The sequence below is a fragment of the Type-D symbiont of Plautia stali genome (genome assembly GCF_001485335.1).
Taxonomy (GTDB): domain Bacteria; phylum Pseudomonadota; class Gammaproteobacteria; order Enterobacterales; family Enterobacteriaceae; genus Pantoea; species Pantoea vagans_C.
Window position 1 is genome coordinate 55,945 of the sequence record NZ_BBOC01000012.1, and the last position, 23,510, is coordinate 79,454.

At 53.5% G+C, this 23,510-nt stretch carries 25 protein-coding genes, 3 pseudogenes and 1 other annotated feature; of the genes and pseudogenes, 17 read left to right on the forward strand and 11 right to left on the reverse strand.

Features of this window, described 5'->3' with window-relative positions; genetic code table 11:
* Positions 1–44: 44 nt before the first annotated feature.
* Both PSSD_RS05950 and cobO read left to right on the forward strand, forming a co-directional pair.
* The gene (locus PSSD_RS05950) at positions 45–809 is read left to right on the forward strand and encodes a YciK family oxidoreductase (RefSeq protein ID WP_058969937.1); all 765 of its coding nucleotides are present in this window, start codon (positions 45–47) and stop codon (positions 807–809) included.
* On the forward strand, positions 806–1,393 hold the full coding sequence (gene cobO / locus PSSD_RS05955; RefSeq protein WP_058969938.1) for a cob(I)yrinic acid a,c-diamide adenosyltransferase: 588 nt from the start codon (positions 806–808) through the stop codon (positions 1,391–1,393). The genes PSSD_RS05950 and cobO overlap by 4 nt, the downstream gene beginning before the upstream one ends.
* A gap of 36 nt (positions 1,394–1,429) precedes the next feature.
* On the opposite strand, the gene rluB is transcribed toward cobO, so the two are convergent.
* Positions 1,430–2,332: a 23S rRNA pseudouridine(2605) synthase RluB gene (rluB, locus tag PSSD_RS05960; protein WP_039334668.1), complete on the reverse strand. Its 903-nt coding sequence runs from the start codon at positions 2,330–2,332 to the stop codon at positions 1,430–1,432.
* A gap of 820 nt (positions 2,333–3,152) precedes the next feature.
* Between rluB and PSSD_RS05965 the strand changes: the two genes are divergently transcribed.
* Entirely contained in the window at positions 3,153–3,809 is a 657-nt protein-coding gene (locus PSSD_RS05965; protein ID WP_058969939.1) for a serine protease, read from the forward strand.
* Here the strand turns inward: PSSD_RS05965 and PSSD_RS05970 are convergent, their stop codons facing one another.
* A complete protein-coding gene (locus tag PSSD_RS05970) occupies positions 3,810–4,430 on the reverse strand; it encodes an L-threonylcarbamoyladenylate synthase (RefSeq protein WP_039334662.1) in 621 nt (206 codons plus the stop codon). It abuts the gene before it with no gap.
* Positions 4,431–4,442: 12 nt separating this feature from the next.
* Complete coding sequence (gene rnm, locus PSSD_RS05975) at positions 4,443–5,327, reverse strand: RNase RNM (protein ID WP_058969940.1); 885 nt, start codon at positions 5,325–5,327, stop codon at positions 4,443–4,445.
* 154 nt (positions 5,328–5,481) lie between these two features.
* Positions 5,482–5,586 (forward strand) — a sequence feature (Trp leader region).
* Positions 5,587–5,610: 24 nt separating this feature from the next.
* Between rnm and PSSD_RS05980 the strand changes: the two genes are divergently transcribed.
* The 6 genes and pseudogenes from PSSD_RS05980 to PSSD_RS06010 all read left to right on the forward strand — a co-directional run bounded on the left by PSSD_RS05980 (position 5,611) and on the right by PSSD_RS06010 (position 12,665).
* Positions 5,611–7,173, forward strand: a complete 1,563-nt coding sequence (locus tag PSSD_RS05980; protein ID WP_058969941.1) for an anthranilate synthase component 1 — start codon at positions 5,611–5,613, stop codon at positions 7,171–7,173.
* Positions 7,173–8,766, forward strand: a pseudogene (gene trpD / locus PSSD_RS28065) (bifunctional anthranilate synthase glutamate amidotransferase component TrpG/anthranilate phosphoribosyltransferase TrpD). Before PSSD_RS05980 ends, trpD begins: the two are co-directional and overlap by 1 nt.
* Before the next feature lies 1 nt (position 8,767).
* Positions 8,768–10,135 (forward strand): bifunctional indole-3-glycerol-phosphate synthase TrpC/phosphoribosylanthranilate isomerase TrpF, encoded by a 1,368-nt coding sequence (trpCF, locus tag PSSD_RS05995; RefSeq protein ID WP_058969943.1) that lies wholly within the window; start codon positions 8,768–8,770, stop codon positions 10,133–10,135.
* Positions 10,136–10,181: 46 nt separating this feature from the next.
* Positions 10,182–11,375 carry a tryptophan synthase subunit beta gene (gene trpB, locus PSSD_RS06000; protein WP_058969944.1) on the forward strand — a complete coding sequence of 398 codons (1,194 nt, stop codon included), beginning with the start codon at positions 10,182–10,184 and terminating at the stop codon, positions 11,373–11,375.
* Positions 11,375–12,178 (forward strand): tryptophan synthase subunit alpha, encoded by an 804-nt coding sequence (gene trpA / locus PSSD_RS06005; RefSeq protein WP_039334643.1) that lies wholly within the window; start codon positions 11,375–11,377, stop codon positions 12,176–12,178. The genes trpB and trpA overlap by 1 nt, the downstream gene beginning before the upstream one ends.
* A 172-nt stretch (positions 12,179–12,350) precedes the next feature.
* Positions 12,351–12,665, forward strand: coding sequence for a BON domain-containing protein (locus PSSD_RS06010; protein WP_039334640.1), 315 nt, complete (start codon positions 12,351–12,353; stop codon positions 12,663–12,665).
* Between the two features lie 59 nt (positions 12,666–12,724).
* Here PSSD_RS06010 and ompW read toward each other — a convergent pair whose 3' ends face one another.
* Complete coding sequence (gene ompW, locus PSSD_RS06015) at positions 12,725–13,357, reverse strand: outer membrane protein OmpW (RefSeq protein WP_058969945.1); 633 nt, start codon at positions 13,355–13,357, stop codon at positions 12,725–12,727.
* Positions 13,358–13,560: 203 nt separating this feature from the next.
* Here ompW and PSSD_RS28070 point away from each other — a divergent pair.
* The 4 genes and pseudogenes from PSSD_RS28070 to yciA all read left to right on the forward strand — a co-directional run.
* Positions 13,561–13,662 (forward strand): annotated as a pseudogene (locus PSSD_RS28070) (YkgJ family cysteine cluster protein); the annotation flags it as partial.
* Positions 13,663–13,689: 27 nt separating this feature from the next.
* Positions 13,690–14,424, forward strand: coding sequence for a YciC family protein (locus tag PSSD_RS06020; RefSeq protein ID WP_039334634.1), 735 nt, complete (start codon positions 13,690–13,692; stop codon positions 14,422–14,424).
* Positions 14,425–14,483: 59 nt separating this feature from the next.
* A complete protein-coding gene (locus tag PSSD_RS06025) occupies positions 14,484–15,023 on the forward strand; it encodes a septation protein A (RefSeq protein ID WP_039334633.1) in 540 nt (179 codons plus the stop codon).
* Between the two features lie 53 nt (positions 15,024–15,076).
* A complete protein-coding gene (gene yciA, locus PSSD_RS06030) occupies positions 15,077–15,493 on the forward strand; it encodes an acyl-CoA thioester hydrolase YciA (RefSeq protein WP_058969946.1) in 417 nt (138 codons plus the stop codon).
* Positions 15,494–15,546: 53 nt separating this feature from the next.
* Here the strand turns inward: yciA and tonB are convergent, their stop codons facing one another.
* On the reverse strand, positions 15,547–16,269 hold the full coding sequence (gene tonB, locus PSSD_RS06035) for a TonB system transport protein TonB (RefSeq protein WP_197063358.1): 723 nt from the start codon (positions 16,267–16,269) through the stop codon (positions 15,547–15,549).
* A gap of 205 nt (positions 16,270–16,474) precedes the next feature.
* On the opposite strand from tonB, the gene PSSD_RS06040 reads away from it, so the two are divergent.
* Together PSSD_RS06040 and PSSD_RS27720 are read left to right on the forward strand one after the other, a co-directional pair.
* The gene (locus PSSD_RS06040) at positions 16,475–16,771 is read left to right on the forward strand and encodes a YciI family protein (protein ID WP_034828845.1); all 297 of its coding nucleotides are present in this window, start codon (positions 16,475–16,477) and stop codon (positions 16,769–16,771) included.
* Positions 16,772–16,774: 3 nt separating this feature from the next.
* Positions 16,775–16,945: a hypothetical protein gene (locus tag PSSD_RS27720; protein WP_167347660.1), complete on the forward strand. Its 171-nt coding sequence runs from the start codon at positions 16,775–16,777 to the stop codon at positions 16,943–16,945.
* Between the two features lie 16 nt (positions 16,946–16,961).
* Here PSSD_RS27720 and PSSD_RS27360 read toward each other — a convergent pair whose 3' ends face one another.
* Positions 16,962–17,135, reverse strand: coding sequence for a YciY family protein (locus tag PSSD_RS27360; protein WP_153011410.1), 174 nt, complete (start codon positions 17,133–17,135; stop codon positions 16,962–16,964).
* A 162-nt stretch (positions 17,136–17,297) separates the two neighbouring features.
* On the opposite strand from PSSD_RS27360, the gene cls reads away from it, so the two are divergent.
* Both cls and PSSD_RS06050 read left to right on the forward strand, forming a co-directional pair.
* The gene (gene cls, locus PSSD_RS06045; protein WP_039334624.1) at positions 17,298–18,758 is read left to right on the forward strand and encodes a cardiolipin synthase; all 1,461 of its coding nucleotides are present in this window, start codon (positions 17,298–17,300) and stop codon (positions 18,756–18,758) included.
* A 36-nt stretch (positions 18,759–18,794) separates the two neighbouring features.
* Positions 18,795–19,124 (forward strand): HI1450 family dsDNA-mimic protein, encoded by a 330-nt coding sequence (locus tag PSSD_RS06050; protein WP_196761379.1) that lies wholly within the window; start codon positions 18,795–18,797, stop codon positions 19,122–19,124.
* A gap of 57 nt (positions 19,125–19,181) precedes the next feature.
* Here PSSD_RS06050 and oppF read toward each other — a convergent pair whose 3' ends face one another.
* From oppF to PSSD_RS06075, 5 genes and pseudogenes are all read right to left on the reverse strand, one after another.
* Entirely contained in the window at positions 19,182–20,186 is a 1,005-nt protein-coding gene (gene oppF, locus PSSD_RS06055; protein WP_058969947.1) for a murein tripeptide/oligopeptide ABC transporter ATP binding protein OppF, read from the reverse strand.
* Positions 20,183–21,202 carry an ABC transporter ATP-binding protein gene (locus PSSD_RS06060; protein ID WP_039334616.1) on the reverse strand — a complete coding sequence of 340 codons (1,020 nt, stop codon included), beginning with the start codon at positions 21,200–21,202 and terminating at the stop codon, positions 20,183–20,185. The genes oppF and PSSD_RS06060 overlap by 4 nt, the downstream gene beginning before the upstream one ends.
* Positions 21,203–21,213: 11 nt before the next feature.
* Positions 21,214–22,122: an oligopeptide ABC transporter permease OppC gene (oppC, locus tag PSSD_RS06065; protein WP_039334614.1), complete on the reverse strand. Its 909-nt coding sequence runs from the start codon at positions 22,120–22,122 to the stop codon at positions 21,214–21,216.
* 15 nt (positions 22,123–22,137) lie between these two features.
* Positions 22,138–23,058: an oligopeptide ABC transporter permease OppB gene (gene oppB / locus PSSD_RS06070; RefSeq protein WP_039334612.1), complete on the reverse strand. Its 921-nt coding sequence runs from the start codon at positions 23,056–23,058 to the stop codon at positions 22,138–22,140.
* A gap of 81 nt (positions 23,059–23,139) precedes the next feature.
* Positions 23,140–23,510, reverse strand: a pseudogene (locus PSSD_RS06075) (oligopeptide ABC transporter substrate-binding protein OppA); the annotation flags it as partial.

Genomic DNA, 23,510 nt, shown 5'->3' on the forward strand with positions numbered 1-23,510 from the left:
TGAGGCATAAAGCCCCAAACCCTCACCTGCCTAAGGACATCGCTGTGCATTATCAACCGAAAAGCGATCTGCTGGAAAATCGTATTATCCTGGTGACCGGCGCTTCAGACGGCATTGGCCGTGAAGCTGCCCTCACCTATGCGCGCTACGGCGCACGCGTTATTTTGCTGGGCCGCAATGCCGAGACGCTGCAGCAAACGGAACAGGCGATTAACCAGCTGAACAAGCAACAAGCCTCTTCACTACTGCTCGATCTGTCAGTGGCTACACCTGAAAGCTGTCACCAACTGGCGCAACAAGTGGCTGATTTGGTACCGCGGCTGGATGGTGTGCTGCACAATGCTGGCATCCTTGGCGAAATCATCCCGCTGGCTGAGCTTAATCCCGCCGTCTGGCGCGAAGTGATGCAAATTAATCTTGATGCCACCTTCTATCTCACCCAAGCGTTGTTGCCACTTCTGCTGAAATCCGATGCGGGCTCGCTGGTGTTCACCACATCAAGCGTCGGTCGTACCGGGCGTTCAGGCTGGGGCGCTTATGCCGTATCAAAATTTGCCACCGAAGGCATGATGCAAGTATTGGCCGATGAGTATAAAAATCGCCATCTGCGGGTTAACTGCATCAATCCAGGCGGAACACGTACCAAAATGCGTGCCAGCGCTTTCCCGGATGAGAACGCCAACCTGCTGAAAACCCCTGCCGATTTGATGCCTCTCTATCTCTACTTGATGGGAGATGACAGTCGCCGCAAAACCGGTATCAGTTTTGATGCGCAACCAGGACGCAAACCGGGACCGGCCAGCGCATGAGCGATCGTCACCAGCAACGACAACAGCGTTTAAAAGAGCAGGTGGATGCCCGTATTGCTGCCGCAACGGAAACACGCGGCATTTTGATGGTGTTCACCGGCAATGGGAAAGGCAAAACCACCGCCGCTTTTGGTACCGCCCTGCGTGCCTGTGGACATGGTAAGACGGTTGCTGCAGTTCAGTTTATCAAGGGTGAGTGGCCGAACGGCGAGCGTAATCTGCTGGAACAACATGGGGTTGAGTTTCAGGTGATGTCCACCGGCTTTACCTGGGATACGCAAAACCGTGAAACCGACACCCTGGCCTGTCAGCAGGTGTGGCAGCAGGCGCGGCGCATACTGGCGGATCCACAACTCGACTTAGTGATTCTCGATGAAATCACCTACATGGTCAGTATGGATTATCTGGATCTGGAGGAGTTGGTGGTGGCATTAAGCCAGCGTCCGGCGCAGCAAAGCGTGATCATCACGGGTCGCGGCTGCCATCGCACATTGCTGGAAATGGCCGATACAGTGACGGAGATGCGTCCGGTGAAACATGCTTTTGATGCGGGAATTCAGGCACAGCAAGGAATTGACTGGTAAAGCAGTGACGCCGCAAAGCGCGGCGTCACTATTGCATCAGGCACCGCGTTTTTTGTTGCCGCTGGTACGACTGCTGCTGCTGCCACCACGACGCGGGTTACCGCTCACATTGCTGTGGCGTTTCACCGCACGACGGATCTGGTTGGCTTTGGTGCGACGGCGATCTTTTTCCACCGCCACTTTGGTGACAGTTTCTTCCGGCATTTGCACCAGCGTGCGCAAATAGTTAACTGCCGACAGTTCCATCTCCATCCAGCCGCCACGTGGTAAACCTTTAGGCAACTGAATGTCACCGTAGCGTACACGCATCAGACGGCTCACCTGGACACCTACCGCTTCCCACAAACGACGCACTTCACGGTTGCGACCTTCAGTCAGCGTGACGTTGTACCACTGGTTAATGCCTTCGCCGCCCGCAAACTTAATGGTTTTGAACGATGCAGGACCATCTTCCAGTTGCACACCTTTACTTAACTGGCGAATTTTATCGTCATCCACTTCGCCGAATACGCGCACAGCATATTCGCGCTCGACTTCATGGCTTGGGTGCATCAGGCGATTCGCCAACTCACCGTCGGTGGTGAATAACATCAGACCGCAAGTGTTAACATCCAGACGGCCGACAGCAATCCAGCGTGAACCCAGCAGACGCGGCAAGCGGTCAAACACCGTTGGACGGCCTTCCGGGTCATTACGGGTGCACAACTCACCTTCTGGTTTGTAGTACGCCAACACGCGGCACACTTCCGTCGCAGATTCAGCAATCGAAACCAGATGGCCATCGATACGAATCTTCAAGGATTTATCACTTTCGATGCGATCGCCCAGCGTCGCCAGTTTGCCATCGACGCTGACGCGTCCGGCCGAAATCATGGTTTCGATTTCGCGGCGCGAACCGTGACCGGCGCGCGCTAATACTTTCTGTAGTTTCTCGCTCATGGAGCTGCCTCGTTGTCGCCTTCCCAGGCGTCGTGGTAAGAAGAGGTAGGATACAGGGATTACCAATTCCCATATCAGAATCTTTTACCGCTGCGCATTGCTGCTGCAATCTCAGGCGGCCCGCGATTCTACACTAACGCAAGTTTCGTTAACACCTTTTACTTTGCTGCCGATAATAAAGGCCAAAGGCTGCGTCGAACGATCAGGGCCAATGATGGATATATTTACGTCCCTGATAGATAGACCAGAAAATCGCTGCTGCGCTCTGAGCCAACTTATTGAATTTTTACTCTTTGCCCGACTCATCTTCAACCTGGTGATTATTTCCACTTTAGCTCCGTGATACATTAGCGCTTTTCAAGGCTACATGGGTAGCATTGCGCACCGCGCTTAAGGATAATCTCAAACATAAAATCTAAAGCCAAATCGCAAAACAGGATAAAACTCCATTTAACCGGGATAAATAAGGCTCATCATGCCAGTAAATTTAAATTGTTAGTTAATTGGCTCTGCAGGTTGGATTAAGTCTGTATTTTCGCATTATTTGATTCAGATTAAATATGATGAATTGTTCTGATGAGAAATGTGTGTAAAATTTAACTCTGAAATCCAGTGTGCCGTATTAATAAAAACGTAATTTTTACTATTTACACTCGATTACCTAACAAGCCATTAACGAGCATAGTGTTGTTTCGTTGATAATATAAACTGGCGCACGCGGAAACGATGCGTTAATTCATTCACGGAATGAATTTAATTTGCATGTCGAAAGTCTTCACCAGGGATTTTACTGACATGCATGAAATGAAGGCAATACAACATGAGAACCTCCCTGCTTTGGCCTGCGCTCGCCGCGCTGGCACTGAGCGGTTGTTCCGTGGGCCACACTGAGTACAGTCGTGCGGCGCTTGCACACGTTGATATGAGCGTGACGGGCATCCCGACGGTACTGGGTTTGGGTATCCTCGGTACCACCATTCCACTGACACCAGAATACAGTCTGACGGCTGCACACGTGGCCACCACGGCTGTCCAGCGTGTGAAGGCTTATCATCCCTATTGTGATGTTGCTATTATCTACCACAAAAATAGCCCTGAAACGCTGGCGAAATTCCGCACAAGCAAAGTGGGCGAGCCCATTAAGATGTACGGTTACAGCTTTATTTCTGCCATGCCGGTGGAATCGAGCGGCGTTAATTTAGCGCGCACCGCTATCACCAATAAATGGAATAAAAAACCGTGCATGGCAATGGCATCAAATGCTGGAGTAGTGCAGGGAATGTCAGGCGGCGCAGTATATAATGCTGACCAGACTATTGGTGGTGTGATTGTGGGTTATAGCCATGAAATATCCAATGTGCGTAGTAAGAAAGTGATCCTGAAAGATGTGTCACTGTATATTCCGTACGGCGATTTCAGACATTGGCTGGAACAAAATATTGGCCAGACGACCTTATCGGCGCCTGACCACGCGTGATTAAAGGAACGGACGCGTATCGCCTACCCCTTCACGCACCACGATCGGTGAATCGCTGGTGAGATCGATAACAGTGGTTGGCTGTTGCCCCAGGGTACCGCCATCAATAATCAGATCCACCAGCTTACCGATGCTGTACTGAATCTCTTCAGGGTCGGATTCGGTAAAGTCATTGCCTGGCAACATCAGTGAAGTCGACATCATCGGCTCATTCAGACGCTCCAGCAGCGCCAAGGCTACCGGATTGGACGGCACGCGAAGACCAATGGTTTTGCGTTTATCATTCATCAAACGACGTGGCACTTCTTTGGTCGCTTTGAGAATGAAGGTGTAGTTACCTGGCGTATTGTTTTTCAGAATACGAAACGCGGTGTTATCCACCTGCGAATAGGTCGACAACTCAGACAGATCACGACACATCAAAGTAAAGTTGTGATTACCGTCCAACTGACGAATGCGGCAGATACGCTCCATGGCATTCTTCTCTTCCAGTCGGCAACCTAACGCGTAACCCGAATCAGTGGGATAGACGATAACGGACCCTTTATTCAGATAATCAACCGCCTGATTAATCAAGCGTGGCTGCGGATTGTCGGGATGAATGTGAAAAAGTTGACTCATAAAAACCTCATATCACCTGTCAGCAACAGCCACTGCGGGCGCCAGCTCAGGAAAGCGTTCCCAAATGGGTTCAACACCACCCGGCAACCACAATTTGCGCCCCAGTTCTATCCACGGACAAGGTAAGTGAAAATCTGACCCCTGCGATGCCGCCAGCTTATTATCGCGCGCATATGTCGCGAGCTGGGTGCGTTCGTTGGGTGCCTGCTGACACTGCGCGACTTCCATTGCATCCCCACCCGCTTCTGCGAAATGGGCAATCAGCCTTTTTAGCCATTTGGCAGACAAGCCATAACGACCTGGATGTGCGAGTACGGCAACGCCGCCAGAATGATGAATGGCATCAATAGCTTGTTTAATTGTACACCATTGCGGTGGCACGTAGCCGGTTTTCCCACGCGCAAGATAACTCTTAAACACCTGCGCCATATTGTTCGCTTTGCCGATCTCAACCAGGTAACGCGCAAAATGGCCCCGGGTAATCACCCCGCCCTGTGCCAGACGCTGTGCGCCGGCCAGCGCATCAGGGATACGCGCCCGCTCCAGCCGCTCAGCAATCTGCAGCGCGCGATCCACACGGCATTGATGCTGTTGGGTAAGAAATTCGCTGAGTACCGGGTGCTGGCAATCGATGTTCAAACCCACAATATGAATTTCGTGGTTCTCCCACAGCGTCGATGCTTCTAACCCCGCCAGGACACGAATGGGCAGATCGTGTTGCAGCACGGCGTCTTGTGCTTCCGCCACACCGGCAACCGTGTCGTGATCGGTAATCGCGAGCACGCCAACCTTCATCTCGACGGCACGCTGCACCAGCGCAGTGGGTGTCAGTAAACCATCAGATGCTTGTGTATGGCTGTGTAAATCATAAAGAGGAAAACGGGCGATGTCCGACAAGGTCACTCCAGCAACTGCATAAACCGGCGGGCATGATAACGATTTTGACCGTGACTGAAAAAGGGTATTGACATTTTTCGCCTGAACCAGTTAACTAGTACACAAGTTCACACGTAACGGGTATTTAATCATGGCATTTTTCGGTACGCATGCAAAAGGTTGGTGGCGCGATGATCCCTTGAACGGGCGACGTCGTCGTGCACAATTTGCGTAACCGCTGTGCAGATACCTGAGCCCGCCACCGAGCGGGCTTTTTTTTGAGCGAAATTCAGAGAATCCAATAATGGCTAATGCGAAACCTACAGTGAAGTTGATTACCGGTACCGCGCCCTACCGCGAAGATCCGGCCGCAGTGTTCCATCAAATTTGCGGCGCACGTCCAGCAACGTTGCTGCTCGAATCCGCTGATATCGACAGCAAACAGAATCTGAAAAGCTTGCTGATTGTCGACAGTGCCCTGCGCATCAGTGCAATGGGCAATGTCGTCACGCTGCAGGCCCTGTCCGAAAACGGTCGCGCCATCCTGCCGCTGCTGGATGAAGCACTGCCAGCCGACGTGCGAATTGAAGCGCGCCCAGATGGACGCGAGCTGCACTTCCCGCAACCGCAGGGTTTGCATGATGAAGATTCGCGCCTGAAAGCGTTGTCAGTGTTTGATGCACTCCGCCTGATTCCGCAGCTGGTGAATAGCCCGGCTGAAGAGCGCGAAGCGATGTTCCTGGGTGGTCTGTTCGCTTACGATCTGGTCGCGGGCTTCGAAGACCTGCCTGCATTACGTAATGAACAGAGCTGCCCAGACTACTGCTTCTATCTGGCCGAAACTTTACTGGTGATTGACCACCAGACGCGCAGCGCCCGCTTACAGGCAAGCCTGTTTAGCCCGTCAACCAGTGAATTCCAGCGTCTGCAAAGCCGTATCGAGCAGCTGCGTGGTCAAATGGCGCAACCTGCCACCGCGTTGCCGGTGCAACCCGTTGAGCACATGACGCTGAGCACGAACCAAAGCGACGAAGAGTACTGCAGCGTTGTGCGTGAGATGCAGGAAGCGATTCGCATCGGTGAAATTTTCCAGGTGGTGCCTTCGCGTCGCTTCTCACTGCCGTGCCCTTCACCACTGGCGGCTTATGACACGCTGAAGCACAGTAACCCCAGCCCATACATGTTCTTTATGCAGGATAAGGATTTTGCGCTGTTTGGTGCTTCACCCGAAAGCTCACTGAAATATGACGCCACCTCGCGTCAGATTGAGATCTACCCGATTGCGGGCACGCGTCCACGCGGACGTCATGCTGATGGCTCGCTGGATCGTGACCTCGACAGCCGTATCGAGCTGGAAATGCGCACCGACCATAAAGAGCTGGCTGAACACCTGATGCTGGTGGACCTTGCCCGTAACGATCTGGCGCGCATCTGTGTACCGGGCAGCCGCTATGTCGCTGACCTGACGAAAGTAGACCGCTACTCGTTTGTGATGCATCTGGTCTCTCGTGTCGTCGGCTCGCTGCGTAACGACCTTGATGTCCTGCACGCCTACCGGGCCTGCATGAATATGGGCACCTTGAGCGGTGCACCGAAGGTACGCGCCATGCAATTGATCGCAGAGAAAGAAGGCACGCGTCGCGGCAGCTACGGCGGTGCAGTGGGTTACTTCACGGCACACGGCGACCTCGACACCTGCATCGTGATTCGCTCCGCGTGGGTGGAAGACGGTGTAGCAACCGTGCAGGCCGGTGCCGGCGTGGTGCTGGACTCACAACCTCAAGCCGAAGCGGATGAAAGCCGCAACAAAGCGCGCGCGGTATTGCGTGCCATCGCCACTGCCCATCATTGCAAGGAGATTTTCTGATGGCCGACATCCTGCTGCTCGATAATATCGACTCCTTTACTTACAACCTCGTTGATCAGCTGCGCACCTTTGGCCACAACGTGGTGATCTACCGTAATAACGTACCGGCTGAAGTGCTGATTGAGCGCCTGCAGCAGATGGAGAATCCGGTGTTGATGCTGTCGCCGGGCCCGGGTGCACCGAAGGATGCCGGTTGCATGCCGGCGCTGTTACAAGCGCTGCGTGGACGTCTGCCGATCATCGGTATTTGCCTCGGCCATCAGGCGATTGTCGAAGCTTACGGCGGCCATGTTGGCCAGGCAGGCGAGATCCTGCACGGTAAAGCCTCTTCGATTAATCACGATGGCGAAGCGATGTTCACCGGCCTGAGCAATCCGTTGCCTGTTGCGCGTTACCACTCGCTGGTGGGCAGCAACACCCCTGCCGAATTAACCGTGAACGCCAGCTACAACGGCATGGTGATGGCCGTGCGCCACGATGCTGACCGTGTATGTGGCTTCCAGTTCCACCCCGAATCCATTCTCACCACCCAGGGTGCGCGTCTGTTAGAGCAAACGCTGGCCTGGGCGCTGGCGAAATAATAGGGAGATTATGATGCAAACTATTCTGGAAAAACTGTATCAGGCAGAGACCCTGAGCCAGGCTGAAAGTCACCAGCTGTTCAGCGCCATTATTAAAGGCCAGCTTGAACCGACCCAACTCGCCGCCGCGCTGATCGCCATGAAAGTCCGTGGCGAGCGTCCGGAAGAGATCGCCGGTGCGGCCACGGCCCTGTTAGAAGACGCGAAACCGTTCCCGCGTCCCGACTACACCTTTGCGGATATCGTCGGCACCGGCGGTGACGGCAGCAACAGCATTAACATCTCAACGGCCAGTGCCTTTGTCGCCGCCACCTGCGGTTTGAAAGTGGCTAAACATGGCAACCGCAGCGTTTCCAGCAAATCGGGATCTTCCGACCTGCTGGCGGCGTTCGGTATTGACCTGGATATGTCCGCGGAGAAAGCACGCAAGGCGCTGGACGACCTCAACGTTTGCTTCCTGTTTGCACCGCAGTATCACACTGGTTTCCGCCACGCGATGCCGGTTCGCCAGCAGTTGAAAACCCGCACACTGTTCAATGTGTTGGGGCCGCTGATCAACCCCGCTCGCCCACCACTGGCGGTGATTGGGGTGTACAGCCCGGAGCTGGTGTTACCGATTGCACAAACCCTTAAGGTGTTGGGATATCAGCGTGCTGCCGTGGTACATGGTGGCGGCATGGACGAAGTGGCGCTGCACAGCCCAACGCAGGTTGCTGAGCTGCGCGACGGTGAAATTACCGGTTATCAGCTAACGCCGGAAGACTTTGGTTTCAGCTTCCATGATAAAGAAGCGCTGGCAGGCGGCACGCCGGAAGAAAACCGTGACATTCTGGCGCGTTTACTCCAGGGTAAAGGCCAGCCGGCACATGAGCAGGCCGTTGCGGTCAACGTCGCAATGTTGCTGAAAGTATTCGGAAATGAAGATTTGCGTGACAATGCGCAGCGTGCCATCACTGCAATTCGCAGCGGACAGGCTTACGAACGCGTTGTTGCTCTGGCAGCGAGAGGATGAGATGAGCATTAAGGGCACTGTTTTAGAGAAAATTGTTCAGGACAAAGCCGTTTGGGTAGAAGCACGTAAGGCGCAGCAGCCACTGGCCACCTTCCAGAGCAGCTTGCAGCCGGCGGGACGTCACTTTTACGATGCCTTGCGTGGCACACGCACAGTATTCATCCTTGAATGCAAAAAGGCGTCTCCGTCAAAGGGTCTGATTCGCGAAGATTTTGATCCTGCAACCATTGCCGGCGTGTATCGCCATTATGCCTCCGCCGTTTCTGTGTTAACGGATGAAAAATATTTCCAGGGCGACTTTGAGTTCCTGCCGATTGTCAGTGCGGCGATTACGCAACCGGTGCTGTGCAAAGACTTTATCATCGATCCTTACCAGATTTACCTCGCTCGCCATTATCAGGCTGACGCCATCCTACTGATGCTGTCGGTGCTGGATGATGAGCAGTATCAGCAACTCGCGGCCGTCGCCCACAGCCTGAAGATGGGCGTGCTGACAGAAGTGAGTAATGAAGAAGAGCTGGAGCGCGCTATTGCGCTGGAAGCGAAAGTGGTGGGCATCAATAACCGCGATCTGCGTGATTTGTCTATCGACCTGAATCGCACCCGCCAACTGGCACCGCGCTTGGGCCACGGCGTGACGGTGATTAGCGAGTCCGGTATTCACAACTACGCCCAGGTGCGTGAGCTGAGCCACTTCGCCAATGGCTTCTTGATTGGTTCTGCACTGATGGAAGAAGCCGATCTGAACGCTGGCGTACGCCGTGTTCTGATGGGTGACAACAAAGTGTGCGGTCTGACCCGCCCTGAAGATGCGCGCAGTGCGCACGAAGCCGGTGCCATCTATGGTGGCGTGATCTTTGCTGAAGGTTCGCCGCGCAAAGTCACTGCCACACAAGCACAAACTCTGATTGCGGCTGCGCCCCTGAAGTACGTTGGCGTATTCCGCAATAACAGCATCAGTGACATTGTCTCTCAGGCGACGTCACTGCATCTTGCTGCCGTGCAACTTCACGGTGATGAAGATCAAGCGTTTGTCGCAGAGTTGCGCAGCGCACTGCCTGAAGAGGTGAAAATTTGGAAGGCGCTGAGCATCAGCAACAGCCTTCCAGCACGCGATTGGCCGCACGTTGATCGTTACGTGTTTGATAATGGCCAAGGCGGTACCGGACAACGTTTTGACTGGTCATTGCTGCAGGGTGAAGACATGAGCAATGTGCTGCTGGCAGGTGGGTTAAGTGCCGACAACTGCGTTGAAGCCGCACAACTCGGCTGCGCCGGTCTGGACTTCAACTCCGGCGTTGAATCCGCGCCAGGCATCAAAGATGCCAGTAAAGTCGCGGCGGTTTTCCGCACGCTGCGCGCCTATTAATTTCGCGAGTCCGCCTTTGCGCGGACCGAATAAGGAAGATGAAAAGATGACCACGTTATTGAATCCCTATTTTGGCGAGTTTGGCGGTCAATATGTTCCGCAAATTCTGATGCCAGCTCTGCGTCAGTTAGAAAATGCATTTGTGGAAGCCCAGCGCGATCCTGAGTTCCAGGCGGAATTCACCGACCTGCTGAAAAACTACGCCGGTCGTCCGACCGCACTGACCTTGTGCAGTAACCTGACCAAAGGCACCAAAACCCGCCTCTACCTCAAGCGAGAAGACTTACTGCACGGCGGTGCGCACAAGACCAACCAGGTATTGGGTCAGGCGCTGCTCGCTAAGCGTATGGGCAAGAATGAGATCATTGCTGAGACGGGCGCTGGCCAGCACGGTGTCGCTTCTGCACTGGCGTGCGCCCTGCTGGGCATGAAGTGCCGTATTTATATGGGTGCAAAAGACGTTGAGCGCCAGTCACCGAACGTGTTCCGTATGCGCCTGATGGGTGCGGAAGTGATCCCGGTGCACAGTGGCTCCGCGACGCTGAAGGATGCCTGTAACGAAGCACTGCGTGACTGGTCTGGCAGTTATGAAACGGCGCACTACATGCTTGGCACGGCGGCAGGTCCGCACCCCTTCCCAACCATCGTGCGCGAATTCCAACGCATGATTGGTGAGGAAACCAAAGCACAGATTCTTGAGCGCGAAGGACGTTTACCTGACGCCGTGCTGGCCTGTGTCGGCGGCGGTTCAAATGCTATCGGCATGTTTGCCGACTTTATCGATGAAACCAGCGTTGGCTTGATCGGCGTTGAACCGGCAGGTCACGGTATCGAAACGGGTGAACACGGTGCACCATTGAAACACGGTCGCGTGGGCATCTACTTCGGAATGAAAGCCCCGATGATGCAAACGGAAGAGGGACAGATTGAGGAGTCTTACTCGATTTCTGCTGGTCTTGATTTCCCTTCAGTGGGGCCGCAGCACGCACATCTGAACAGCATTGGTCGTGCTGAGTACGTGTCGATTACCGATGACGAAGCGCTGTCTGCTTTTAAAGAACTGTGCCGCGCTGAAGGGATCATTCCCGCGCTGGAGTCCTCACACGCACTGGCACACGCCCTGAAAATGATCCGCGAAAACCCTGATAAAGAGCAGTTGCTGGTGGTTAACCTGTCAGGCCGCGGCGACAAAGACATCTTCACCGTTCACGATATTTTGAAAGCTAAGGGAGAGATCTGATGGAGCGTTATAATCAGCTGTTTCAACGCCTGTCGGCGAAAAAAGAAGGGGCATTTGTACCTTTCGTCACGATCGGTGATCCCTCTCCGGAATTGTCGCTGAAAATTATTGATACCTTGGTTGAAGGCGGTGCAGATGCGTTAGAACTGGGTATTCCGTTCTCCGACCCGTTGGCTGACGGCCCTACCATTCAAAGCGCGACCTTACGTGCATTCGCCTCTGGCACCACCGTCGCGCAATGCTTCGAGATTCTGGCCGCTGTACGCCAGAAATACCCTGAGCTACCGATTGGTTTGCTGATGTATGCCAACCTGGTGTTTAGCAAAGGCATCGACAACTTCTATGCGCAATGTGAAGCAGTGGGCGTCGATTCTGTTTTAGTTGCCGATGTACCGATCGAAGAGTCCGCCCCGTTCCGTCAGGCGGCGATGCGTCATAACGTCGCACCGATCTTCATCTGCCCGCCAAACGCGGATGATGACTTGCTGCGTGAGATTGCCTCACACGGCCGTGGTTACACTTACCTGCTGTCACGTGCTGGTGTAACAGGGGCTGAGAATCGCGCCAGCCAGCCACTGCATCACCTGATCGCGAAATTGAGCGAATACCATGCAGCCCCGCCGTTGCAGGGCTTTGGTATCTCAGAAGCGAGCCAGGTCAAAGAAGCGATTGCCGCAGGCGCAGCGGGTGCGATTTCCGGTTCTGCTATCGTCAAAATCATCGAACGCAACCAGAACGATCCTACGACGCTGCTTGCAGAACTGAAAGCCTTTGTCAGCAATCTGAAAGCCGGCACTCGCTAAGCTTTATAGGCCTTGTCAGCATTCGCAGATAAGGCCTTTCTCCACACTCCCCCTTCGTTACGTTTTTTAAACTTTTTCACACTCCGCGATTTGCTGATTCGTCCAGGTCAGACCACAATTAATTGCACCGTCTCGTTGCGGTGAAACACCATCTAAGACAGGGAGATAACCAATGAATTTTTTCAAAGTCGTTGCAGGATTTTTGATGGCTGCAGTTATGGCGCTGACACTCAGCGCTTGTGCGCCAACCGCTACACAGGAAGGGACCGGGGGTTACATTGATGACACGGTGATTACCACCAAAGTCAAAGCCCAGTTGCTGAATGACGATTCCCTGAAATCGACAGAGATCAACGTCGAAACCTTTAAGGGCAAAGTGCAGTTGAGTGGTTTTGTTAGCTCACCGCAGATGGCGAACCGTGCAGTGACGGTGACCCGCAGCGTGCAAGGGGTAAAATCTGTCGTCAACAATATGCAGATTAAGTAACCGTTAAGTGATGAACACACGGGCGGCCCTTGGGTCGCCCGTTTTGCTTCTGACACAGTTTAGAAGCGGTAACCGACACCAAAGAAGAACACCCACGGATCGATACGCGTATTGATGTTCTGCTGCTCACCATTGGCTTTGAACTTCACCTCGGTATCAATATCCATGTACCACAGTGAGGCGTTCAGCATCCAGTCGCGGTTGATTTGATAATCCATCCCCACCTGACCGGCGATACCCCATGAGTCTTTAACGCTTAAGTCGCTTAAGCCTAAATCCTGGCCGGTCTGATTGAATTTGGCATCGTAGAAGGTGGTGTAGTTGATACCGACGCCCACGTAAGGACGCACCTGGCTTTTACTGTCAAAGAAGTAATACTGTGCCATCAGCGTAGGCGGCAACTGACGCACGGTCGCCAGGTTACCGGTTGCCCCTAATCCCACCTTATGGCGGAACGGTGTAGCAGCCAGCAGCTCTACGCCGATGTTGTCTGTCGCCATATAGGTGAAGGTTAAGCCAAGCTGTGTATCGTTGCTGACGTTAAAGCCGCCCATACCCAGCACATTATCAGAGCCTTCGGTTGGACGGACGGTCGCGCTACCGGCGCGCATAAAGAAATCACCCGCTTCATGAGCCAGTGCCAGTTGAGGAATTGCCAGTGCCATCAGCAGCGCGCATTTTGCCAGTTTCATTTTCACTCCTTTGCCGAAAAGTTGGGTCTTAATGGGTTTGCGGCACAAGATCTAACCCTTTTTCAGTAAAAGATCATCTGTATCAATTCAAATTAATCACTTAAAAAACAATGAATTGATTCAGATCAATTTTGGCTTTGCGCGAGAATTAAAAAACCTGAGATTGCCGCCTGACACCGCCTTTTCCCATGCAGGTGCATTCAGGGCTTTCCCGACTTTTTCACCCTTCTTTACCTGTAATGACAGAAAGTTATGGGTTTGCGGGTGCCAGCCTGCCTGTAGAACATGTACAATCGCCAGGTTAATTAACCCGGTTCCATCAAGGAGAGTACATGTCTATCACGGCAAGCTCGTTATACCGTGACACAGGAAATTTTCTGCGCCATCAGCTGGTTACTATTGTGCTGATGGCATTGCTGACGTCATTTATTACGGTGATTGTCGGTCATGCATTAACGCCAGGTGAAGATCAGTTATCGCTGCTCAGCCAAGCCGATGACAGCGCAACCTCACTGTTTGAGCTGGTGCAGAATATGTCGCCGGATCAACAGCGCATCCTGCTGCGCGCTTCCGCTGCTGGCACCTTTGCCGCCCTGATTGGCAATACCCTGCTGCTCGGTGGCATGTTGTGCCTGATCCCGTTGGTCTCTAACGGCCAGCGTGTCAGCGCCCTGCGTGCCATTGGCGCCTCAGCCCCCCTGCTGCCGAAGCTGCTGCTGCAGACCTTCCTCATTACGTTGCTGGTGCAAATCGGCTTTATGGTACTCATGGTGCCGGGCGTGATTTTGGCGATTTTGCTCTCACTGGCGCCAGTCATGCTGGTGAGTGAGAAAATGGGTGTCATCGGTGCCATGCGCGCCAGCATGAAGCTGGCGTGGAAAAACATGAAAGTCATCGCCCCCGCCATCGTGTTGTGGTTATTGGCTAAAATTGTGTTGATGTTCCTGGTCTCGTCACTCACCGTATTGCCGGTCAATATCGCTTCGGTGGTGATGAATGCGCTGGGTAACCTGGTGTCAGCCATTCTGATTATTTATTTGTATCGACTGTATATGTTGTTACGTTAACCACTCTGGCGCTCCCCGGAGCGCCTTAGCTGAACGATCCCGTCCTCACTGGAAACACTATGAAGCAGTTACTCGATTTTCTTCCCTTGGTGGTTTTCTTTATCTTCTACAAGCTGTACGACATCTTTGTCGCCTCTGGTGCATTGATCGTCGCCACTGGTCTTGCCTTAGTCGTGAGCTGGGTGCTGTACCGTAAGCTGGAAAAAATGACCATCTTCACCTTTGTGCTGGTGGCGGTTTTTGGTACGTTGACACTGGTGTTCCACAACGATGAATTCATCAAATGGAAAGTCACCGTGATCTACTCCCTGTTTGCGCTGGCATTGCTGTATAGCCAGTGGTTTATGAAGCAGCCACTGATTCAAACCATGCTGGGTAAAGAGCTACAGCTGCCAGGCGCAGTATGGCGTCGGCTGAATGTGGCATGGGCGATCTTTTTCCTCGCCTGCGGTGTGGTAAATATCTACGTAGCATTTTGGTTATCACAAGAGTTTTGGGTTAACTTTAAAGTGTTCGGTCTGACCGGCCTGACCCTACTGTTTACTCTGTTAAGCGGCGTGTACATCTGGCGACAGATGCCGCAACAAGAACAAAAATAAGCCATCCTGCCCGACACTGTCGGGCTTCTCTTCACCTGCAGAAGAATTGAGCAATGGACGAAAAACATAAATTGCCGCAAGGCGAGATGGTGTCGCGCACCCTGGCGATGCCAGCGGATACCAATGCCAATGGCGATATCTTTGGCGGCTGGTTGATGTCACAGATGGATATGGGCGGTGCCATCATGGCCAAGGAGATTGCAGAAGGCCGTGTGGTGACCGTCCGCGTTGATGGGATGTCGTTCCTAAAGCCGGTGGCTGTGGGTGATGTTGTGAGCTGCTATGCCCGCTGCATCCGCACCGGCAACAGTTCGATGACCATCAACGTCGAAGTGTGGATCAAAAAAGTGTCGTCTGAACCAATTGGTCAAACCTACTGTGCCACCGAAGCGGTATTCGTGTACGTCGCGGTTGATCACTCAGGTAAATCGCGACCGTTACCGGCGGAAAAGGCGAACCTCGCTGAATAAATGCCATTAAAAAAGCGGTCATTGACCGCTTTTTTCTTTGTCCGCTTGCGACATCATTCGATGTTTGCGCCGCCGTTGATACGGAACACGATATTCATCGTCAATCCTTTACCTGGTCGACCCGGCTGATAACGCCACTTCTTCATCGCTTGCTTCACTTCACGCTCGAACATGTTGCGCGGCTCGGCTGAGAGAATTTCCACATTATCGACGCGCCCATCACTGTCTACATCAAATTGAACGCGCACGCGGCCTTCAACGCGCAGTGCGAATGCGCGGGCCGGATAGGCAGGCTTACTGACATTCATCGCTTTCGGGCCGTCAGAGACTGTTTGTGTCGGCGCAGGGTTGGCTTTCGGCGCTGTGGTCGGACGCGTCTGCGTCGTCGGAATATCCTGCTTGACCGGATTCTCCTGCGGTTTCACTTCTTTGCGCGGCTTCGGCTCGACCTTCTTCTCTACCTTTGGTTTCGGTTTAGGTTTTGGCTTCGGCTCAGGCTTGGGAATCGGCACCGGTTCCACTTTCGGCGGTTCTGGCGCGACTTCAGGTTCCGGCTCAGGCTCCGGTGGTGGCGGAGTGACCACGGCCGGTGCGGGCTCCGGCTGCACTTCGGGCGCCACCATGGTCACGCTGATCGGCTGGGATGCTTTCGGAACCTCAATGGTCTGATGAAACGATGCATAAAGAATGCCCGCGATAACCGAACCGTGAAGAACCACGGATAAAATCATAGCCACGGGGGTACGAGCAGGAAGAGGCGTAGTCAACGTCGTCATATCAGTCATATTCATTGAGTGAAGGGCAGATTTTAAATGCAAATAGCAATCAGTTTCAATAAGCGATGTGCAACCGATGACCAGAAAGTCTTTTTTTAACCCAAATGGCGCTCTGAGCCCGTGTCATTATCTTTCATTTGCACTCTGATTAACGATCACTTAACGTGTCTCGCAATTTCGGCAAGTCTAACGGGAGTACCCCATCGTGCTTTACGTCATTTATGCGGAAGATACCGCAGATTCACTGGAAAAACGCAATTCCGTACGCCCTGCGCATCTCGCGCGCTTGCAGTTACTGCAGGATGAAGGTCGTCTGATCGCCGCGGGTCCTATGCCTGCTGTCGACAGCAACGATCCCGGTCCTGCTGGTTTTACCGGATCAGTGATTATTGCTGAGTTTTCGTCTCTGGAAACGGCGCAATCCTGGGCCAATGACGACCCTTACATTGCCGCTGGCGTGTACGAGAAAGTGGCCGTCAAACCGTTCAAACGCGTATTCTAAAAGATGTGGCAGTCAGTTTTACTGTTGATCGCCGTGTTTGCGCTGATTGGCAGAGCAGTGTGGGTCTGGCGTCGACAGGGTTGGCGCCAGGCAAGGCAGCACATCGTTATGCTGGTGGTGCTGGCCGCAGCGCTGCAGATTGTTAACGTATCCCTGGTGTTACGCGGCGCTTAATGGCCGCGTAAGCCTTTCACATATTCTGGTTGATGAACAGAATAGAGCGGCGATGTTCCTGCGCCACCTGATGACGGATGGTATGGATACGTTTGTAGCGACGTGACTGCCCTTCCAGCCAGCGAGCACGACGGCGGTGTACCTGACGTAACATTCTCCAGCGCGCCACTTCATTTCTGCTTCGTTTCATCACATCCTCTCAGACAGGCTAAACTCGCCGGGCATTATAAAGATTTGATTGAAAATGCCAAATCGAAAGCTTCATTGAACTGTCATTCACGATTAAAGGTTTCACTACTGCGGATCAGCACGTAAACTTTGCTCATCAAAGCGCGAACGGGATGTCCACTTAATGACCACTTTTTATACCCTTCTCAGTTGGTTGCTGCTGTTTGGCTACTGGTTGCTGATTGCGGGTGTCACACTGCGTATTCTGATGAAACGCCGTGCCGTGACCTCTGCAATGGCCTGGTTGCTGATCATCTACATTCTGCCGCTGGTGGGTATCATCGCGTATCTGTCTTTTGGTGAGTTACACCTCGGCAAACGCCGGGCGGAACGCGCGCGCACCATGTGGCCTTCCACCGCCAAATGGCTTAACGACCTCAAACAATGTCGCCATATCTTTGCTACAGAGCACAGTGATGTTGCACGCTCGCTGTTTGATCTGTGCCGCCATCGGCAAGGCATTGCGGGCGTAAAAGGCAACCAGCTGCAACTCCTGACCAGTTCAGATGACGTGATGCACGCCCTGATCCGCGACATCCAGCTGGCACGTCATAATATCGAGATGGTGTTTTATATCTGGCAACCAGGTGGCCTGGCAGATGAGGTGGCCGAATCACTGATGGCCGCCTCGCGTCGTGGGGTACATTGTCGCCTGATGCTGGATTCCGCCGGCAGTGTGGCCTTCTTCCGCAGTCCGTGGGCCAATATGATGCGTAATGCAGGCATTGATGTTGTCGAGGCCTTACAGGTTAGCTTGCTGCGTGTCTTCTTGCGTCGTATGGACTTACGTCAACATCGCAAAGTGGTATTGATCGATAACTACATCGCCTACACCGGTAGCATGAATCTGGTCGACCCGCGCTTCTTTAAACAGGATGCGGGCGTGGGCCAATGGATTGATCTGATGGCCCGCATGGAAGGCCCTGTCGCCACCACCATGGGGATTGTTTACGCCTGTGACTGGGAGATCGAAACCGGCAAGCGCATTCTGCCCCCGGCTCCTGATGCCAACATCATGCCGTTTGAACAGGAAAGCGGTCATATCATTCAGGTTATCGCTTCTGGCCCCGGTTTCCCTGAAGACATGATTCATCAGGCGTTGCTGACAGCGGTCTATTCCGCGCGTGAGCAGCTGATTATGACCACGCCCTACTTCGTGCCGAGCGACGACCTGCTGCATGCCATTTGCACCGCTGCGCTGCGAGGGGTTGAAGTCAGCATTGTGGTGCCTCGCCACAACGACTCCCTGTTAGTCGGATGGGCCAGCCGCGCCTTCTTCACTGAACTGCTCGAAGCGGGCGTGAAAATTTACCAGTTCGAAGATGGTTTACTGCATACCAAGAGCGTGCTGGTTGACGGTCAGCTCAGTCTGGTCGGAACCGTTAATCTGGATATGCGCAGCCTGTGGCTCAATTTTGAAATCACCCTTGTGGTCGATGATGATGGCTTTGGCAGCGATTTGGCTACCGTCCAGGATGATTACATTGCCCGTTCACGCTTGCTGGATGGTGCGCGCTGGGCGAAACGTGCGTGGTGGCAGCGGATCGTTGAACGACTGTTTTACTTCTTTAGTCCTTTACTGTAAAACGAGCGAAAATATTACCGCCTCAGGCAAGCAGGAATGACTATGGATTTAAATAATCGCCTTACCGAAGATGAAACGCTGGAACAGGCTTACGACATTTTTCTCGAGCTGGCTGGCGATAATCTTGATCCCGCTGATATCATTCTGTTCAATCTGCAGTTTGAAGAACGCGGCGGCGCAGAGCTGTTTGATCCCGCGGAAGACTGGCAGGAACATGTCGATTTCGATCTCAACCCAGATTTCTTCGCAGAAGTGGTGATTGGTTTGGGTGAAGCAGACGGTGAACCGATTACGGATGTGTTTGCCCGCGTATTGCTGTGCCGCGAGAAAGACCACAAGCTGTGCCACATTCTGTGGCGTGAATGATCTGCAGCTGAAGATATAAATAACGCCGGGCATCTGCCCGGCGTTTTTATTTTCAGCTTAAAGCGGGTCGACCTTCAAACAGGATACCGCATGGCGGAAACTGCCCTCCAGCAACGGACGCGTTTTGGCACATTCCGGCCCGGCAATCGGACAACGCGTGCGGAACACGCAGCCCGACGGTGGATTGATTGGTGAAGGCAACTCCCCTTCCAGCAACTGGATCTGCTTATTCTTCTCCAGATCGGGATCTGGGATCGGCACCGCCGACATCAGCGCACGGGTGTACGGATGTTGCGGGTTGTTGTACACCGAGTCGTACGTGCCCAGCTCCACCGCATGGCCGAGATACATTACCAATACGCGATCGGAGATGTGCTTAACCACCGCCAAGTCGTGCGCGATAAAGATCAGGGATAATCCCATCTCTCGCTGCAACTTTTGCAGCAAGTTAACCACCTGCGCCTGAATCGACACATCCAGCGCCGATACTGGCTCATCACAGATAATCAGTTTAGGCTCCAGGATCAGTGCACGGGCAATACCAATACGCTGACACTGTCCACCGGAAAACTCGTGCGGATAACGGTTGATGAGGTTAGGCAACAGACCCACCTTCATCATCATATTCTTCACCTTATCCTTCACTTCCTGTTTAGGCATCTTCGGATAATAAGTGCGCAGTGGTTCCGCGATGATGTCACCGATGGTCATGCGTGGGTTTAGCGAGGCCAGCGGGTCCTGGAAGATCATCTGGATATCACTGCGCGCCTGACGCCACTCATCCTGACTTTGCCCCAGTAAATCGCGCCCCAGCCAGGCTACACGACCGTCAGTGGCTTTCACCAGACCGATAATGGCACGTGCCAGGGTCGATTTACCGCAACCCGACTCACCGACTACACCCAGGGTTTCACCCTCGTAAAGACGCAGGCTGACGCCATCCACTGCTTTAAGGGTTTTAGCTGGCTGCCAGAACCACTGCTTGCCGTCTTTGATCTCGAAATGCACCTTAAGATCGGCAATTTCCAGTAAGACTTTCTTCTCTTCGATGATGGTGCTCATACCAATTCCTCCACCGGTTTGAAGCAGGCACGCAGACGACCTTCAGCAAAAGGTTCAAGCGGCGGCGATTTCGCGCATACGTCCATAGCATAGGCACAGCGCGGCTGGAACGGGCAGCCCTGCGGCAAGCGCAGCAGGTTCGGCGGGTTGCCAGGAATGGTGGTCAGTGACTCCCCTTCTTCCGCATCCAGACGCGGCACGGCGCTCAGCAGGCCGATGGAATAAGGATGCGCTGGTTGATAGAACACATCGCGCGCGCGACCGTATTCCATGGTCCGACCGGCGTACATCACCAGCACTTTGTCACAGATGCCAGCAACCACACCGAGGTCGTGGGTGATCATGATGATGGCAGTATTGAATTCGCGTTTCAGCTCGTTCAGTAATGTCATGATCTGCGCCTGTACCGTCACATCCAGCGCCGTCGTGGGCTCATCCGCAATCAGCAACTTAGGACGGCACAGCAACGCCATGGCGATCATCACGCGCTGACGCATGCCGCCTGAAAACTCATGCGGGAACATCTTCATGCGTTTACGCGCTTCCGGCATTTTTACCGCATCCAGCATGCGTACTGACTCTTCAAACGCCTGGGCACTGTTCATGCCTTTATGCAGTTTGAGCACTTCCATCAGTTGCTCGCCCACGCGCATATACGGGTTAAGCGAGGTCATCGGATCCTGGAAAATCATCGCGATCTGCTCGGCACGCAGTTTGTTCAGCTTATTCTCCGGCAGGTTAAGGATCTCTTCGCCGTTAAACTTGGCCGAACCGCCAATACGGCCGTTTTTCGCCAGCAAGCCCATCAAAGCAAAAGCGGTTTGCGATTTACCCGAACCTGACTCACCGACAATGCCCAGGGTTTCCCCTGCGCGCAGTGAGAAGTTAAGATCGTTGACTGCGGTCACATCGCCATCGTGCGTGCCAAAGGTCACACGCAGGTCTTTGACGTCCAGCAACAGGTTACTGTTTCCCGCACGCGCAGCCATGGCTGGCTGAAATTCATGAATAGTCATCGGGAAACTCCTTAACGATCTTTCGGGTCGAGGGCATCACGCAGACCATCGCCGATAAAGTTAAAACAGAACAGCGTAACCACAAGGAAACCCGCCGGGAACATCAGCAACCATGGCGAGACTTCCATGGAGTTGGCGCCATCACTCAGTAACGCGCCCCAGCTGCTCAGGGGTTCTTGCGTACCCAACCCCAGGAAGCTGAGGAAGGATTCAAACAGAATCATGCTCGGTACCAGCAGCGAGGCATATACCACCACCACGCCTAACACGTTCGGCACAATATGACGCAGCACAATATTAAAGGTAGAAACTCCACCCACTTGCGCCGCTTCAATAAACTCTTTGCGCTTTAGGCCCAGTGTTTGTCCGCGCACAATACGCGCCATATCCAGCCACGACACCATGCCGATGGCGACGAAGATCAGCAGGATATTACGGCCAAAGAAGGTCACCAGCAGGATCACGAAGAACATAAACGGGAAGGAGTTGAGGATTTCCAGGATACGCATCATCACGGAGTCGATCTTGCCCCCGAGATAACCCGCCAGCGAACCGTAGAGCGTGCCGACCAGCACCGCAATCAGCGCGGAGGCAATCCCTACCATCAGTGAGATACGTCCGCCAATCGCCACACGCACCAGCAGGTCGCGTCCTGAAGAATCCGTGCCAAACCAATGGCCAGATACCGTATCCGGAGCAGCGGACATCATGCCCCAGTCGGTGTCATCATATTTGAACTGTGACAATACCGGTGCAAAGACCACAAACAGCGTGATCACCAACAGCACCAGCAAACTGATCAGCGCGGCGCGGTTATGGATGAAGCGACGACGCGCATCCTGCCACAGGCTGCGCCCTTCGACTTCCAGTTTTTCACTGAAGGCATCCAGAGCTTCGCTGTTTTTCTTACTTAACATCATGGGCGAACTCCACCATCAGTAACGGATTTTTGGATCGATCACGGCGTACAGCACATCAACGATCGCATTAAACAGAATGGTCAGCACACCGACCAAAATGGTCAGACTCATCACCAGCGAGTAGTCACGGTTTAACGCGCCGTTAACGAACAGCTGGCCAATGCCCGGCAGACCATAAATGGATTCGATCACCATCGAACCGGTGATGATGCCGACAAATGCCGGTCCCATATAGGACAGCACAGGGAGCATGGCGGGCTTGAGGGCGTGACGCAAAACAATACGACGCAGCGGCAGCCCTTTGGCGCGCGCGGTGCGGATAAAGTTAGAGTGCATCACTTCAATCATCGAGCCACGCGTAATACGCGCGATGCTGGCGATGTAGGCCAGTGACAATGCCACCATCGGCAACAACATATAATTCCACTGACCGCCGTTCCAGCCGCCGCCGGGCAACCAGCGCAGGGTGATGGCGAAGACCAACACCAGCAACGGCGCGACGACAAAGCTGGGTATCACCACGCCCGTCATGGCCACCCCCATCACCGCATAGTCCCACAGGCTATTCTGCTTGAGCGCGGCAATCACGCCAGCGGTTACCCCCAGCACCACCGCCAGGAAAAACGCGGCCAGGCCCAGTTTGGCTGAAACCGGGAAGGCATGGCCGACCAAATAGTTGACTGAGTAGTCTTTGTATTTAAACGATGGGCCAAAATCGCCATGTGCCAGCTGTACCAGATAACTGACATACTGCTTACCAATGGGATCGTTGAGATGATATTTGGCTTCGATATTCGCCATCACTTCAGGCGACAGCGTACGCTCGCCGGTAAACGGACTGCCGGGTGCCAGTCGCATCATAAAGAAGGAGATGGTGATCAAGATAAAGAGCGTCGGGATCGCTTCCAGAAGCCGACGCAGGATGAATTTTAACATTGCCGTACCTACCAGGCTGTTGCTTCACAAAGTCAAAAAGGCGGTGCCGCAGCACCGCCACTGTCGATAGCCTGAGTGCTATTAATGTTTAATGATATACAGGTTTTTATCGAGGGTTTTATCCAGCGGATCGTTGCCGGTGTAACCACCCACATACGGTTTCACCAGACGCGCGTTCACGTAGTAGTAAACAGGCACGATGGTGCTGTCTTTATCCAGGATCTGCTCAGCTTTCTGGTAATCCGCAACACGGGCTTTATCGTCTACCGCTTTCACCGCATCGTGGATCACTTTATCGAAGTCTGCGCTCTTATAATGTGAGGTGTTACTGCTGCTGTCAGACAGCATGATGTTCAGGAACGACGTCGGTTCGTTATAGTCTGCGCACCAGGCGGCACGGGACACATCGAAGTTGCCCTGATGACGGGTGTCCAGGAAGGTCTTCCACTCCT

Excerpts from the sequence above, each read along its gene's own strand:
- trpB (WP_058969944.1), top strand. The coding sequence starts at position 10,182 with ATGACCACGTTATTGAATCCCTATTTTGGCGAGTTTGGCGGTCAATAT.
- oppB (WP_039334612.1), bottom strand. The coding sequence starts at position 23,058 with ATGTTAAAATTCATCCTGCGTCGGCTTCTGGAAGCGATCCCGACGCTC.
- cobO (WP_058969938.1), top strand. The coding sequence starts at position 806 with ATGAGCGATCGTCACCAGCAACGACAACAGCGTTTAAAAGAGCAGGTG.
- cls (WP_039334624.1), top strand. The coding sequence starts at position 17,298 with ATGACCACTTTTTATACCCTTCTCAGTTGGTTGCTGCTGTTTGGCTAC.
- trpCF (WP_058969943.1), top strand. The coding sequence starts at position 8,768 with ATGAGCATTAAGGGCACTGTTTTAGAGAAAATTGTTCAGGACAAAGCC.
- PSSD_RS06020 (WP_039334634.1), top strand. The coding sequence starts at position 13,690 with ATGTCTATCACGGCAAGCTCGTTATACCGTGACACAGGAAATTTTCTG.
- ompW (WP_058969945.1), bottom strand. The coding sequence starts at position 13,357 with ATGAAACTGGCAAAATGCGCGCTGCTGATGGCACTGGCAATTCCTCAA.
- PSSD_RS27720 (WP_167347660.1), top strand. The coding sequence starts at position 16,775 with ATGTGGCAGTCAGTTTTACTGTTGATCGCCGTGTTTGCGCTGATTGGC.
- rluB (WP_039334668.1), bottom strand. The coding sequence starts at position 2,332 with ATGAGCGAGAAACTACAGAAAGTATTAGCGCGCGCCGGTCACGGTTCG.
- tonB (WP_197063358.1), bottom strand. The coding sequence starts at position 16,269 with ATGACGACGTTGACTACGCCTCTTCCTGCTCGTACCCCCGTGGCTATG.
- PSSD_RS05980 (WP_058969941.1), top strand. The coding sequence starts at position 5,611 with ATGGCTAATGCGAAACCTACAGTGAAGTTGATTACCGGTACCGCGCCC.
- yciA (WP_058969946.1), top strand. The coding sequence starts at position 15,077 with ATGGACGAAAAACATAAATTGCCGCAAGGCGAGATGGTGTCGCGCACC.
- PSSD_RS06050 (WP_196761379.1), top strand. The coding sequence starts at position 18,795 with ATGACTATGGATTTAAATAATCGCCTTACCGAAGATGAAACGCTGGAA.
- PSSD_RS27360 (WP_153011410.1), bottom strand. The coding sequence starts at position 17,135 with ATGAAACGAAGCAGAAATGAAGTGGCGCGCTGGAGAATGTTACGTCAG.
- trpA (WP_039334643.1), top strand. The coding sequence starts at position 11,375 with ATGGAGCGTTATAATCAGCTGTTTCAACGCCTGTCGGCGAAAAAAGAA.
- PSSD_RS05965 (WP_058969939.1), top strand. The coding sequence starts at position 3,153 with ATGAGAACCTCCCTGCTTTGGCCTGCGCTCGCCGCGCTGGCACTGAGC.
- PSSD_RS05970 (WP_039334662.1), bottom strand. The coding sequence starts at position 4,430 with ATGAGTCAACTTTTTCACATTCATCCCGACAATCCGCAGCCACGCTTG.
- PSSD_RS06025 (WP_039334633.1), top strand. The coding sequence starts at position 14,484 with ATGAAGCAGTTACTCGATTTTCTTCCCTTGGTGGTTTTCTTTATCTTC.
- oppF (WP_058969947.1), bottom strand. The coding sequence starts at position 20,186 with ATGAGCACCATCATCGAAGAGAAGAAAGTCTTACTGGAAATTGCCGAT.
- oppC (WP_039334614.1), bottom strand. The coding sequence starts at position 22,122 with ATGATGTTAAGTAAGAAAAACAGCGAAGCTCTGGATGCCTTCAGTGAA.
- PSSD_RS06010 (WP_039334640.1), top strand. The coding sequence starts at position 12,351 with ATGAATTTTTTCAAAGTCGTTGCAGGATTTTTGATGGCTGCAGTTATG.
- PSSD_RS06060 (WP_039334616.1), bottom strand. The coding sequence starts at position 21,202 with ATGACTATTCATGAATTTCAGCCAGCCATGGCTGCGCGTGCGGGAAAC.